We start from the raw sequence: 12,628 nt of genomic DNA on the forward strand, positions 1-12,628 counted from the left end.
AATGTTGATACACCCTGATTATCTATTAGAACTTACCCACCGATACAGCAAAATCAGTTCCTTTTATGAAAAATAATTGCTGAAAGCTATTTTTTCATAAAAAAAGCCAGGTTTATTTATTGAGTCGGATTGCTTAAGTTCTATTTGCGATCTCTCAGTCGAGACAATAACTAAGTCAGAAATAGAAATATGTAGGATTTTACCTTTGCTTAAAATACCAAACTTCAAGGCAATACAGCTAAAAAATAAGATTATTTTAATAACAGGGCGATCGCCAATCGCAACTTTAAATGCACCCAACCCAACTAACGGCGTTTCCAGAGTTTTGCCAAATTTATCCACAAAATAGATGGCTGCTGTTGAACTGGCAGAATGTCTTCCAGGATACCTAATGTTAGAATTATTGTAATTGTTAGCTGGTAGGGTGCGTCGCCCGAAACAATCCTCGATCGTAGCAACAATCTCATAGCGACGCACCTTACTACAATATTTTTTGTCAGATTTAGCTTGCTACTGGGGCGGTGCGTGACTGTACACATTTGGCTGGTTTCGATTTAACGATTTATCGCCGTCACACACCCTACAATTAGCTCGTAGGGTGTGTCGCCCGACACAATTGTCGATCGCAGCGACAATCTCATAACGACGCACCTTACAAAATTCACCTAATCTTTGTCTTTCTTCGCCTTAGCCTCCAGATTTTCCATCCTACTCTTCAAATCTTGATTGTCCTTTTTCACCTGATCTAACTCCTCGCGCAACTGCTTCACCGCTGCATCAGAACCAGCATTTTTCTGCACTCTTTGCACAGCTTCATCAGCCATCATGCGGACGCGCCCATCAGGAGTTTGGTCAGCTAAAGAACGCAAAATGCGAATAGCTTTGCGAGTTTCCATCTGTCCTAAACCGACAACAACAGATACTTGAGTCAAGAAAAAAGTCTCTTTAGAAAGTTCCGCCAATCGGTGCAAAATCCGTTCCAAATTGAGCTTAGTTTGACCTGTCGAAATTGTCCCCAAAGAGCGAATTGCAGCCAAGCGCAAAGCTTGCGGAGTACCGACGGCTGTGTATTTCAAAATCAGGTTGAGCGCATCTTCAGAAGTTTTCATTTGCGCCAAACCGGAAATAGCACCCGATCGCACAACCTCATTCCAGCCCTCGCGCTCTTTCAAAACCAATTTTAACTCTTTGAGTACCTGTTCGTCCGTGGGCTTTTCGTCGGGGTTAGCGCCTGCGATCGCACCCATCGCACTCGCTGCGGCCGCTTCTACATAATAGCTGTCATCGCCTTTTTCAACGATCGACCTCAGCGCCTTATAAGTCTCGTGAGTCTTAATTTTACCTAACGCATTCACCACCGCACGGCGCACCCGAGCATCTTTATCCTTCAAACCAGTTACTAAACCATCAAAAGCTTGGTCGAGTTTAATCTCAACCAACTGACCGGCCACTTCCGCCCGCACAGCCCAAAACGGCTCTTTCTTGAGAACTTCTGACAGCGCTTTCACAGCTTCCAAGCCTCCCTTTTTCGCCAAAGCGTGGGCGGCGTAAATCCTAGAAACCGGGTCTGGATCGAACTGTAACTGAGCTTTTAGTTCGGCAACTCCATACTCTAGAGCAACTGTTTTTAGGTATTTATTGCCGACATCAAAACTGATATATGCGGGCTTCTCTTCTAGGGGGAAATAGAAACTTTGCTCGCGTTCGTGAACTCGAACCGTGAAAGTTTTTATATTAGCAGCATTTCGCTCATCTGCATCTTTTTCCGGTTTGTAACCGAAGCCGATCGGAATTTTGAGGTCAAAGACATCTTTACTATTACCGTTACCATTTTTGTTGTCTTTTACCTGAGTTTGGGTAATAGTAACTTTCGCTAATTTGCTGTCGCCATCCCAGGAATAAGCAACTTTGTAATCTGGATGGCCGCCGCGATAAACGTACTGGTCAAACAGGAACATGAGATTGCGACCCGTAGCTTTTTCGATCGCCCTTAGCAAATCGATCGTTTCCACAGTCTGGTGAGCGTTATCCCGCACAAAAGTTTGAATTGCCTTGTAAAACAGTTCGTCGCCCAACTCAGCGCGAATCATGTGATACACGCAAGCGCCTTTTTCGTACAAATGGCGATCGTACAATTCGATCGCTTCGCGGTAAACGTGAGTCACCATCGGGCGGCGGTAGCGAGCGCTGTCTTCAGCTAAATAGTTGCGGGCTTCACCTAACATATAATAAGCCGCATCTTCTTTGCCGTATTCTTTGTCAGTCCACAACACCTCACAATAGGAAGCCATGCCTTCTTTGATCCAAGCATGAGACCAATGTTTAATTACTACTAAATCGCCAAACCATTGGTGAGCTAATTCGTGGGCGACCAAGCTTTCTGTACCGCGATTGTCCAGGCTGGCGCGTTCGTCTAACAAGCACCTATCTGTTAGCAAAGTTGTCGATGTATTTTCCATGCCGCCGAAGATGAAATCATCGACGCAGACTTGAGCGTATTTAGGAAAAGGATAAGGATAGCCAAATGCTTTAGAGAAAAATTCAATCATTTTGGGCGTTTTGCCCATGCTGCGCTTACCGTCAGCTTCGCGACCTTTTTCGACGTAATAATTAACTGGTTTGCCGTTCCATTCGTCTTTAATTTCGGCAAAATCTCCGACTGCTAATGTCATCAAATAAGTCGGATGTACCTGAGTTTGCGACCAGTGATAAATCTTGTCATCGCCGTCGTTTTTTGTGCTAACTAATTCGCCGTTGGATATTGCAAAAAATTGTCTGGGAACTTGCACTCTAATTTCGGAAGTTGCCAACTGTCCGGGATAGTCGAAACAGGGAAACCAGAAGCGGGAATCTTCGTCTTCGCCTTGAGTCCAAACTTGTGTTGGTTTGTCGGGATAGTGTTTGTCTGGCCCGACGAAATAGAGGCCGCGCTGGGGTTTTTCGACCGAGTAGGCGATCGCAATTGTAATTGGTTCGTAAGCTGTTGTTGGTTCGTGCAGTTGAATTTGCAGCACTTCGCCGTCGCTGTCGAAATTTTGCTCGGTTTCCCCGACTTTGACAGATTTAATGTTCAGGTTAACAGCATCTAAGGTTAATTTGTCAATACCGCTGCGGACTGGATTTATGCGGATGCTGCAAGTGCCGCGAAAACTTTGTTTGGGAATATCGAGCACTAAATCGAGGAAAATATGCTCTACTTGTCCGGGGCGATCGGGGTTGTAGTGGGGTCTAGCACCGGGCATCTCGAAGGATTTGTGACCGTTTTCAGTATCAAAGTAGTTGTTTGACATTGTGATTGAGGAGTTGTGAGTCGATCGGCGATCGCAGGCAGCAGCTATCGGGCGGAACTGCCAGCTTAATTACAGAGTAGCGCGTCCCAGTTGCTGTTGTCGCTAATCTGAAAAATTCAGGCGATCGTTGCCGGGATGGAAAAAAAGATTTTTTAGCTACAATATCAGCAAGGCTAATGTCTGCAATCATCAGCCTGCAATTGAAATTGAGACTTACTGAAATCCTAGACATTTCTGGAGAAATCCCGAAATAGCTAAGTAAGTCCAGGCTTTCGTTATTAGGGAGCGTTAAAGTTCATACCTTGGAGTACGTGCCAGCCCCAAGCACTATAACTCCGCAGTTAAACAGGCAAGGATTTGTAAAGCCAGTGCTGTGGAGAAAGTACCGCCTAATAACCGTGCCGAGGCAACCTTTACTAATTAGGAATAGACGCAACCATGTCTAAAACCCCAAATCAAGTATTCGTACTTGACTCCGACAAAAAACCTCTAACTCCGTGCCTGCCAGTGATAGCTAGAAAGCTATTGAATGCAGGTAAAGCAAAGGTTTTCAGACTGTACCCGTTTGCAATTATCCTGAAAAAATCGGTCAACGATTCACCAGTGCCCATTGAAATCCGCATCGATCCTGGTAGCAAAACTACTGGCATAGCTTTGGTTCAGGGAACCCAAGTCATTTGGTGTGCTGAACTCACCCATCGGGGTCAAGCTATCAAGTCAAGACTTGAAACCCGTCGAGCCGTCCGACGTGGGCGCCGTAACCGCAAAACTCGTTATCGAAAAGCGAGATTCTTAAATCGCACTCGTCTGAAAGGCTGGTTGCCTCCGAGCTTGCAGCACCGAGTGTTAACTACTATGACGTGGGTTTCTCGCCTTCGTAAACTAGCACCTATCCAATCAATTGCTTTCGAGTTAGTAAACTTTGACACTCAAAAAATGCAAAATCCAGAGATTTCCGGCGTTGAGTATCAACAAGGGGAATTGCAAGGTTACGAGGTTAGAGAATACCTGCTCGAAAAGTGGAAGCGGAAGTGTGCTTACTGCGGTAGTGAAAATTTACCGTTGCAAGTTGAGCATATCAATCCACGCGCCAAGGGTGGGACTAATCGTGTTTCTAACCTTTGCTTGGCTTGTGAAAAATGTAACCTCAAAAAGGGGACTCAAGATCTGAGAGATTTTCTCAAGAAGAAGCCCGAAATTCTTAAGAAAATAATGAGCCAAGCTAAAACCTCATTGAAGGACGCAGCGGCCGTTAACGCAACCAAGTCCGCTTTGTTCCAAGCTTTGAAAGACACAGCGATTGAACCTATTTATGTAGGACGCGGTTCTTTAACTAAGTTCAACCGGACTAACTTGAAGTTTCCAAAAGCTCATTGGATCGATGCTGCTTGTTGTCGAGATGTCAGTCAGGGTTTAACTTTGGCGATCAATCAACCGTTGTTAATTAAGGCGATGGGTTTGGGTAGTCGTCAAGTCGTGCAGACTGATAAATATGGGTTTCCGCGTCGGGGATACAAGCCAAAGAAAAAAGTCGCGGGCTGGAATACGGGAGATATTGTTTCAGTAATTGATGGAAAACATCAGGGGGTTAAATGCAAAAGAATTAAAACCACTAGGTTCAAAGGTAATTTTGATATTCGGGTGAACGATAGTGTGATTAGCGTTTCTCGAAATCAACTTAAACCTGTTCATCGCAACGATGGTTACAACTACTCGTTTGGTTGAGATTGTCGTGAAATGTCTACAAAAACAGTGAGAGGGTAAATCTGTATGACAGCTACACTATCAGTTCCCAGTGCGATCGCATCTTGGCTTGGTGACGAAGCCGAAGACTTGCTCACCCATCAAGCAAAAATTTCCAAAGATTTGTTGCACCTGCCGGGCCCGGATTGGGTCGATCGCATTTTCGCTCAAACCGATCGCTCTCCTCAAGTTTTGCGATCGCTCCAGCAACTATATTCTAGCGGACGCTTGGCAAATACCGGCTATTTATCCATCCTGCCAGTAGACCAAGGAATCGAACACTCAGCGGCCGCTTCTTTTGCACCAAATCCCATCTATTTTGACAGCGAAAACATCATCAGACTAGCAATCTCCGCAGGATGCAATGCTGTCGCTACAACTCTCGGAGTGTTAGGAAGCGTATCTCGCAAATACGCGCACAAAATCCCTTTCATCCTCAAACTAAATCACAACGAACTGCTAACTTATCCCAATCAATCCGACCAAATAATGTTTGCTTCCGTCGAACAAGCTTGGAATTTGGGAGCCGTTGCAGTCGGAGCCACAATTTATTTTGGTTCCCCGGAATCGACGCGACAAATCCAAGAAGTCAGTCAAGCTTTTGCCCACGCTCACGAGTACGGAATGGCAACAATTCTGTGGTGTTATCTCCGCAATGATATCTTCAAACAAGACAAAGATTATCACACAGCCGCTGATTTGACCGGGCAAGCAAATCACTTGGGAGTCACAATTCAAGCCGACATTATCAAACAGAAATTGCCCGAATGCAACAATGGATACGGAGCAGTTGCGAAAGCCAGCGGCAAGAGTTACGGCAAAACCGACAGCCGCGTGTATTCCGATTTGACAACCGATCACCCGATCGATCTAACCCGCTATCAAGTGCTCAACTGTTATGCAGGAAGGATGGGTTTAATCAACTCCGGCGGTGCTTCGGGAAAAACCGATTTTGCCGAAGCAATTCGCACGGCGGTAATCAACAAGCGCGCAGGCGGCTGTGGCTTAATTTCCGGCCGCAAAACTTTTCAGCGTCCCTTTGAAGAAGGTGTAAAATTGTTTAACGCCATTCAAGACGTTTATTTGTCGCCCGAAATCACGATCGCCTAAAACTTCACAGCACACTAAAATTAGGGTGCGTGCTGCGAACCCAATACTATAAGGTTCGTAGTGCGTCCTGGTGTCCGCTCTTATTCTGCGGACACCAGGACGCACTACGAACCGTTTTGGTTATGCTAATCTACCGGACATGATATCAGTTCTAATCCCGAGCAAAAAACTCGATCGAACGGTTTGATTTCCATACTGTGCAACTGTCAACTGTCAACTATCAACTATTAATGAGCGGTATAACCCCCATCAATTACCAATTCAGAACCAGTAACAAACTTCGATTCATCCGATGCCAGATAAAGAATACCGTAAGCAACATCATCAGGTTCACCCATGTGTCCCACCGGATGTAAGCTATCAAGGATTTTCCGTCCTTCAGTCACATCACCTTGTTCGGCCAACAACTTCTCTACCAGCGGTGTCCAGATAAATGCCGGATGAACTGAATTAACCCGAATCTTATTTTTGGCATACAATAGCGCATCTGTTTTGCTCATCAACCGCACTGCTCCCTTTGAGGCATGATAAGGAGGCATATCCGGGCCGCCAACCAATCCGTAAACAGAAGACAAATTAATAATGCTGCCACCTCCCGTTTCTAGCATCGAAATCAAAACGTGTTTAGTACAGAGGAAAACACCATTTACATTTATTGCCATCAACTCATTCCATTCATCTTCGGCGATTTCGTGGGTGGGTTTATTGATACCAACAATCCCTGCATTGTTCACTAAAATGTCAATTTTTCCCCACTTCTCTCGAACTTCAGACACCACCTGTTTAACGCTCGCTTCTTGTGTAACATTTAGATGCCAGTATTCTGCTTTTCCGCCTTTTTCGGTAATCTCTTCTACCAAACCTCTGCCTTCCTTCTCAGCTATATCCGTTACCGCAACACAGGCTCCTTCTTTCGCCAGCAACAGACAAGTCGCCCGACCAATTCCCGAAGCGCCACCTGTGACAACCGCAACTTTCCCTTCTACTCTATTCATAAAAACCTCTTCAAGAAATGAGTTAAAACAGTGACATCGGATACACCAACTTGGCTACAAGTATGATATAGCGAAACTAACCAATTCGCCGATCCATCCCGACACCAACCAGGCTACAGGTATCATGTGGGGATTCTGGCGAATATGCTACGCAAATAGTATAGTGTATCAGGAACCTGCTTGTACCATGTGTGGGTTGAACCAAGCCACAATTACTTGTTGTAACTCAATCAATTTTTGTCGAAGTATGGCATTCGCGCGATCGTCCACGATCGGAAGCGAGAACCAGGGAAATAGTTTTGAAGAGGGTTCTCGCATGACCGCATATAAATTATTAGTTATAATCTCATATTTACTGCGGTCATGCTTCGCCCATACACATATATTTGCCTGCACACAAATACAGCCATAAAGTTAAAAAATGCCAGGAAATTAACGCAATGGAATTGTCAGAAAAATAATTTTTACAAGCTTTGGTTGGAATCAAAATTTCCCAATTAATGAGAATTCGATCGACCCGCAATACACAGCCTAGAAACTACCGGAGCATGACTCCAACAGTGATGAATGCGGTTGCGAGCATCAATCCACCTGCTAGGCCATAAGTTGTACCTAAGCCCGCCCATTGACTCAAAGGTTGACTGACGAAGGGTGAAGTAAATTGACCTAGGAAAAAGCTGGTGGTAAGTCCGCCCAAAATTCGCCCTCGCAGAGATGCGGGAGTTGATGAGGTCAAACATACGTTCATATTTGGCATCAGTAACCCGACACCTAAACCAGCGATCGCCAAACCAATCAAAACTATCTCATAGGTGCGAGCAAAACTAATCACCAGATAACCAATCCCCATCAACCCAAAGGCGATCGCATAAATGTTCGTAAAGGTGAAACGAGCTTTCAGCCGTTGATAACTCAGGGCGCTGATGGAAGTAGCAAGGGTAGCAAGGGCGATCGCCAATCCACTTTGAGAAGCATTAGCACCCATTAACTGCTGAAGATAAAACGGAATCTGCACCGGAATCATGTAAAACACGATTTGAGTCAGCAGTGCAATACCGTAGGTTGTCAGTAGCAGCGTCCACGGGACTGTTTCAGATGCGATCGCACCTGTTTGTTGAACAGCATCTTTATCGCGATCGGGTTCAGGAAGTACCAGCAAAATCAATGGTAGAATCAACCACGCCATCAGGTAAATTAGAAACGGTTGCCGCCAATTGCGATCGGCCAAATAGCCGCCGAGGGTGAGAAAAATCATGCCGCCGAACCCCATGAAAGCTGCTTGCAATCCCAGGAATTGCGATCGAGCCGCACCGATGTAATAATCAGCAATCAGCGTGGTTGCAGTCGTCATAATACCTGCCACGCTGAAGCCCAGGAGCATCCGTCCCAGCAAAATTAGCCCAATTTGATCCAACAGAAACCCAGAGCTGCCTGCGAAGCCATAGACAAACACAGATAAACCCAGCAAGCCTTTGCGCCCAAAGCGATCGATCGCAATTCCGGCAATGGGCGCACCGATCGCGATAAACAAAGCTGGGGCCGTCAACACCAATCTCACCCAATAATCGGCATTAGCAACAGCCGAAAAGTGCTGCCGCATTGCTGGGAGGGAAGGGGCGATGGTTGCTCCTGCCATCACGGTTAGGGTGCTCACTAGCAGCAGGGTTGCTTTAACGAGAAATGTATCAGGGCTGTGTGGTTTCATAGACTGTTTAGGCAATTATCTGCCTTCATTTGTGTGGATTTGCTTGTCATATCATGTCCGGTTGATTACCATCACAAAAACCGTTTGTAGTGCGGACTTCAGTCCGCTTTATGCTGCGGACTGAAGTCCGCACTACAAACCTTACTTATTGGGGTCAATCGATCGGACATGATATATATCATTTGCGATCGGTCTATCAAATTCTTACATACCAAAGTTTTTTTTGTACCCATCTGCTTAGATCGACCCCAAATATCAGGCAGGTAAACACAGATGAACACAGATAATTTCAGGGTATTTTGGAGATAATGCAATTCCTGTCTATTCAAAATGATTGACTAGGGTTTGAAGTCGATTATAATAATCCTACTTTCCCAATGTATTCTGCTACAGAAGTTACTGCGACCTGCGGATATTCAATGTTCGCAATATTTTCTAGCTTGCCCTTACCATAAACCATCGTGAATAGATACAAATCTAAAATCTAAAATCTCAACTTCTAACTCATCTTTTTGAAAAAAGATATATAATTAAAAGATGCCTCACAGCCTTATTTTAAACCTACTGCCAGTTGCACCAATCCCATCCCAATTTTTAACGGGACGGCATCTCCACGCCTTATTTCTCAACCTGGTGAGTGCTGTAGATAGCGATTTGAGCGCGTACCTGCACGACCAATCCAACGAAAAAGCTTTCACATTAAGCCCTTTCCAAGTAAGCAGAAAAGAGACTTACAAAAACAGCAACCCGCAGCCACAAAAGAGGGTTTTGCCTCCGGCGGGGCGCACTATTTCCCAGGCCCTACAGTGGGAACACAAGCAAGCAATTGGGGAAAATACGCCGATTTGGTGGCGGATTTCTCTGCTGGATGACGGTTTGTTCGATCGCCTAACTCAACTGTGGCAGCAACTCAACTTCGAGCGCCCGTGGCATCTGGGCCCGACAGATTTGTACGTGACTAGCATTGTCAGCCAACCGCGATCGCACCAACCGTGGGTGAATTTTTGCAATTACGCCGAATTGTTCGATCGCGCTTCGGAAACTGAGCGCCAAATTGCGTTTACCTTCTGCACTCCTACTAATTTTCGGCAAGGCGTGTACGATAGTGCGATGCCGACTAGAGAGAGTATTTTTGGCAGTTTGGCAAATCGTTGGAACAAGTACAGCGAAATTGCGATCGAACCTACTTTCACAGAAGCTATTTTTCCCAGTTTCTTCGATATCCGCACCGAAGTTTGTACTGATTCTCGCAGTAAATTTATTGGCTGCGTCGGCGAGGTTAGTTACCGAATTATGGGAGATGTCAATCCGCTTTCTGTCAAGCAAATTAATGCTTTAGCAGATTTTGCACTTTACAGCGGAGTCGGGCGCAAGACGCCGATGGGAATGGGAATGACGCGCCGATTGCCAAATTTTTAATCATTCACTTTTCGGCTTAATTTCACTGACGATTTCATAAACATCAGTGTCGGGAATTTTCGCAAACAAAGGCGTCATCTGCTTCAATATTTGCTGATAAGCTTCGCTTTGGTTGGCGGCCATCTCTTCTACGCTTTCCCAAAAAATGATGGCAATACCTTTGTCTGTATTGGGCAATTGCAGTAGGTATGCTCCCTTAAAACCTGTGGCATAAGTCGCAACGGCTTTGCCAAAAAGTTCTTCTGCTTCTTTGAATTTTCCTGGTTTAAATTCGCCAATGGCAATGTAGGCGAACTGATGTCTGAGAAAGTCTAAAAATTCTGACATATCCTTTTCCTCAAAAAATTGTGATACACCAAGTTATATTTTAGGCGATCGCCCGAAAATTGTAAAATTCGCCCGTTTAGTAGCTTCGCTCTCAGCACAGCCACCGATTTATGAGATATTGCAGCTAGCTGCGATCGCACTTTACACCTAAAAACACGTAAAAAACGGTTTTTTGCAATAACCCAATTGAAATTTGTAGAACTTATCTGCAAAAATTCTAACAGACAAATACCAATAAAGTAAATAATCGCTAAAAAAAATGCCAAAAATATTAGTAATTGAAGACAATAACTTAATCCGAGAAACCGTTTTAGAAATTCTGAACTTGGGCGATTTTGAAGCTGTCGGCGCTGAAAACGGAAAACTTGGTGTCGAGTTAGCGATCGCCCAAATTCCCGATTTAATCTTGTCTGATGTCATGATGCCGGAACTCAACGGCTTAGAAGTTTTCGCGATTTTGCGATCGCACCCTGCAACCGCCAGCATTCCGTTTATTTTTCTGACAGCCTCCGAAATGGAAAAAGCCCTCGAACTCAAAGCAGACGGCTATCTCAAGAAACCTTGCAGCATGACAGAAATCCTCGGGGCGATCGCAACTCAACTAGAAAAACCGACAGTTATAGAAGAAGGAAGAAGGCTCTCGGGCTACGCTCAGGCTCAAAAGACTTGTACTGAGCGCAGCCGAAGGAAGCAAGAAGGCACTTCTACTTCGCTCAGGCTCAAAAAAAGGAAGAAGGAAGAAGGAAGAAAAAATACAAGCTCGTGGAAAGTGGAATTAAGAATATCCTAACCATCAGATATGCTACTATATAGCGGTTATCAGAAAGATGAGGTACGTTGTTGGGCTTTAGCCCTCTGAGTTTACTGGTTTTGCAAACTGTCTGTTATACCTCATCTTTTTGAGAAAGGCTACATCAACCCAAAACATCCAAAAGTAAAGAACAATTCTGCGCCATCAAATCTCAGGTTGTGCGCCCGGGTTCAAAAATCTCGGTTTGAGATTGCGTTGCGTTGCTCGCAATGACGCCCGCAGTAACATTACTGATATACAAATTGAGGGAATATCAAATTGGTTCCAGCCGGGGGTGGCTTAGACTGGGTATGTTGAATTTGGTAAAAAAGTCATGAACGCACAACCCAAAGGCCGCCTAGTTTGGAATCACTCTACTCACCTTCCTGGTTTGATACCAATTTTAGAGCGCCTCACTCTCATAATGGGCATTCAAACCGTTACCCCAGGCGTCATTAACAAAGTTAAAGGACACATCCCCCACATGACATTAAGAGTGTCAGTACCCATTCGCGGGGGATTTAAAATCATTGCCAGACAAGGCAAAACCGTACAAGAAGTCTTTATATTAACCACTCTCACACAAAGGGACTTGGAAGAGACGATCGCCCAAACCCTAGCCAAATGACAATTTTTCCTTAGCAAGCAAAGCCCGGGCTCTAACTGCCAAAGTTTCATCGCTTTGGGCTATTTCCTCAAGTTTTGCCGAAACTTCCGCTAACCAATCCGGTTTAACAGTCGCAGCACCAGCCAAAGCTTGCAAACCTCCCGCCGCTGCGTAGCGAACCACCCATTCCGGATCTCGGGACGCTTGCAGCAGCGTTTTGACAGTGCGAAGTTGAGCATCTGCAATTTTTTGTGTCGGCATAAGTTCCCAGCAAATCGTCCCCAAACCCCTAGCCGCCGCCCGCCGCACGCTCAAAGCAAAGTCATTCGCCGCCGCATCCAGCAAAATCTCTAAACCTCTGGGATCGCCAATTCCCGCCAAAGCCCGAACAGCCCAAGCTCTCGCTCCGTAATTGTAGCCGTCAAGCTGTTCTAGCAGCGGCAGCACCGCAGGTTCTCCGAGTTGAATCAGCCCGTCAACGGCGGCCACGGCGGCACCTGGGTTGTTGTAGCCGAGCACTGTTATTAAGGTAGGAATTGCTGCTTTTGAGTCAGCAGCCGCCAGTGCTTTGACTGCGTTTAACAAGCCTTCGGAAGAATCTGCTTGTTCGACGGCGCGAATTAGTTCTAATGCCATTTATTT

At 45.4% G+C, this 12,628-nt stretch carries 14 protein-coding genes; 5 read left to right on the plus strand and 9 right to left on the minus strand.

Going from position 1 to position 12,628, the window contains the following annotated elements; all coding sequences use genetic code 11:
• Positions 1–63: 63 nt before the first annotated feature.
• The 4 genes from QZ938_RS18625 to QZ938_RS18640 form a co-directional block, all read right to left on the minus strand.
• Positions 64–342 (minus strand): hypothetical protein, encoded by a 279-nt coding sequence (locus QZ938_RS18625; protein ID WP_293144692.1) that lies wholly within the window; start codon positions 340–342, stop codon positions 64–66.
• Positions 306–467, minus strand: coding sequence for a hypothetical protein (locus QZ938_RS18630; RefSeq protein WP_293144690.1), 162 nt, complete (start codon positions 465–467; stop codon positions 306–308). Before QZ938_RS18630 ends, QZ938_RS18625 begins: the two co-directional genes overlap by 37 nt.
• A gap of 198 nt (positions 468–665) precedes the next feature.
• A complete protein-coding gene (locus tag QZ938_RS18635; RefSeq protein WP_293352712.1) occupies positions 666–3,290 on the minus strand; it encodes a M1 family metallopeptidase in 2,625 nt (874 codons plus the stop codon).
• A complete protein-coding gene (locus QZ938_RS18640) occupies positions 3,271–3,480 on the minus strand; it encodes a hypothetical protein (protein ID WP_293352714.1) in 210 nt (69 codons plus the stop codon). Before QZ938_RS18640 ends, QZ938_RS18635 begins: the two co-directional genes overlap by 20 nt.
• 248 nt (positions 3,481–3,728) lie before the next feature.
• Here QZ938_RS18640 and iscB point away from each other — a divergent pair, with 248 nt between their 5' ends.
• Together iscB and QZ938_RS18650 are read left to right on the plus strand one after the other, a co-directional pair.
• Entirely contained in the window at positions 3,729–5,015 is a 1,287-nt protein-coding gene (iscB, locus tag QZ938_RS18645) for an RNA-guided endonuclease IscB (RefSeq protein WP_293352716.1), read from the plus strand.
• A gap of 45 nt (positions 5,016–5,060) precedes the next feature.
• Positions 5,061–6,143, plus strand: coding sequence for a class I fructose-bisphosphate aldolase (locus QZ938_RS18650; protein ID WP_293144682.1), 1,083 nt, complete (start codon positions 5,061–5,063; stop codon positions 6,141–6,143).
• A 227-nt stretch (positions 6,144–6,370) separates the two neighbouring features.
• Here the strand turns inward: QZ938_RS18650 and QZ938_RS18655 are convergent, their stop codons facing one another.
• The 3 genes from QZ938_RS18655 to QZ938_RS18665 form a co-directional block, all read right to left on the minus strand.
• Positions 6,371–7,138, minus strand: a complete 768-nt coding sequence (locus tag QZ938_RS18655; protein ID WP_293144680.1) for an SDR family NAD(P)-dependent oxidoreductase — start codon at positions 7,136–7,138, stop codon at positions 6,371–6,373.
• A 168-nt stretch (positions 7,139–7,306) separates the two neighbouring features.
• Positions 7,307–7,456 carry a hypothetical protein gene (locus tag QZ938_RS18660; RefSeq protein ID WP_293144678.1) on the minus strand — a complete coding sequence of 50 codons (150 nt, stop codon included), beginning with the start codon at positions 7,454–7,456 and terminating at the stop codon, positions 7,307–7,309.
• A 220-nt stretch (positions 7,457–7,676) separates the two neighbouring features.
• Complete coding sequence (locus QZ938_RS18665; RefSeq protein ID WP_293144676.1) at positions 7,677–8,843, minus strand: MFS transporter; 1,167 nt, start codon at positions 8,841–8,843, stop codon at positions 7,677–7,679.
• Between the two features lie 537 nt (positions 8,844–9,380).
• On the opposite strand from QZ938_RS18665, the gene cas6 reads away from it, so the two are divergent.
• Complete coding sequence (cas6, locus tag QZ938_RS18670; RefSeq protein ID WP_293144674.1) at positions 9,381–10,262, plus strand: CRISPR-associated endoribonuclease Cas6; 882 nt, start codon at positions 9,381–9,383, stop codon at positions 10,260–10,262.
• On the opposite strand, the gene QZ938_RS18675 is transcribed toward cas6, so the two are convergent.
• A complete protein-coding gene (locus tag QZ938_RS18675; protein ID WP_293144672.1) occupies positions 10,263–10,589 on the minus strand; it encodes an antibiotic biosynthesis monooxygenase in 327 nt (108 codons plus the stop codon).
• A 259-nt stretch (positions 10,590–10,848) separates the two neighbouring features.
• Between QZ938_RS18675 and QZ938_RS18680 the strand changes: the two genes are divergently transcribed.
• Both QZ938_RS18680 and QZ938_RS18685 read left to right on the plus strand, forming a co-directional pair.
• Positions 10,849–11,379, plus strand: a complete 531-nt coding sequence (locus tag QZ938_RS18680) for a response regulator (RefSeq protein WP_293352718.1) — start codon at positions 10,849–10,851, stop codon at positions 11,377–11,379.
• A 334-nt stretch (positions 11,380–11,713) separates the two neighbouring features.
• Positions 11,714–12,007, plus strand: coding sequence for a DUF2103 domain-containing protein (locus QZ938_RS18685; RefSeq protein ID WP_293352720.1), 294 nt, complete (start codon positions 11,714–11,716; stop codon positions 12,005–12,007).
• Here the strand turns inward: QZ938_RS18685 and QZ938_RS18690 are convergent.
• Positions 11,996–12,622, minus strand: a complete 627-nt coding sequence (locus QZ938_RS18690) for a HEAT repeat domain-containing protein (protein WP_293144666.1) — start codon at positions 12,620–12,622, stop codon at positions 11,996–11,998. The two genes, QZ938_RS18685 and QZ938_RS18690, sit on opposite strands and share 12 nt — an antisense overlap.
• Between the last annotated feature and the right edge of the window lie 6 nt (positions 12,623–12,628).

The organism is Microcoleus sp. CAWBG27, assembly GCF_020883145.1.
In the GTDB taxonomy this organism is placed as follows: Bacteria; Cyanobacteriota; Cyanobacteriia; order Cyanobacteriales; family Microcoleaceae; genus Microcoleus.

Coding starts and splice junctions, on each gene's coding strand:
- QZ938_RS18690 (WP_293144666.1), bottom strand. CDS start 12,622: ATGGCATTAGAACTAATTCGCGCCGTCGAACAAGCAGATTCTTCCGAA.
- QZ938_RS18685 (WP_293352720.1), top strand. CDS start 11,714: ATGAACGCACAACCCAAAGGCCGCCTAGTTTGGAATCACTCTACTCAC.
- QZ938_RS18655 (WP_293144680.1), bottom strand. CDS start 7,138: ATGAATAGAGTAGAAGGGAAAGTTGCGGTTGTCACAGGTGGCGCTTCG.
- QZ938_RS18650 (WP_293144682.1), top strand. CDS start 5,061: ATGACAGCTACACTATCAGTTCCCAGTGCGATCGCATCTTGGCTTGGT.
- cas6 (WP_293144674.1), top strand. CDS start 9,381: ATGCCTCACAGCCTTATTTTAAACCTACTGCCAGTTGCACCAATCCCA.
- QZ938_RS18630 (WP_293144690.1), bottom strand. CDS start 467: ATGAGATTGTTGCTACGATCGAGGATTGTTTCGGGCGACGCACCCTAC.
- QZ938_RS18665 (WP_293144676.1), bottom strand. CDS start 8,843: ATGAAACCACACAGCCCTGATACATTTCTCGTTAAAGCAACCCTGCTG.
- iscB (WP_293352716.1), top strand. CDS start 3,729: ATGTCTAAAACCCCAAATCAAGTATTCGTACTTGACTCCGACAAAAAA.
- QZ938_RS18680 (WP_293352718.1), top strand. CDS start 10,849: ATGCCAAAAATATTAGTAATTGAAGACAATAACTTAATCCGAGAAACC.
- QZ938_RS18635 (WP_293352712.1), bottom strand. CDS start 3,290: ATGTCAAACAACTACTTTGATACTGAAAACGGTCACAAATCCTTCGAG.
- QZ938_RS18660 (WP_293144678.1), bottom strand. CDS start 7,456: ATGCGAGAACCCTCTTCAAAACTATTTCCCTGGTTCTCGCTTCCGATC.
- QZ938_RS18675 (WP_293144672.1), bottom strand. CDS start 10,589: ATGTCAGAATTTTTAGACTTTCTCAGACATCAGTTCGCCTACATTGCC.
- QZ938_RS18640 (WP_293352714.1), bottom strand. CDS start 3,480: ATGATTGCAGACATTAGCCTTGCTGATATTGTAGCTAAAAAATCTTTT.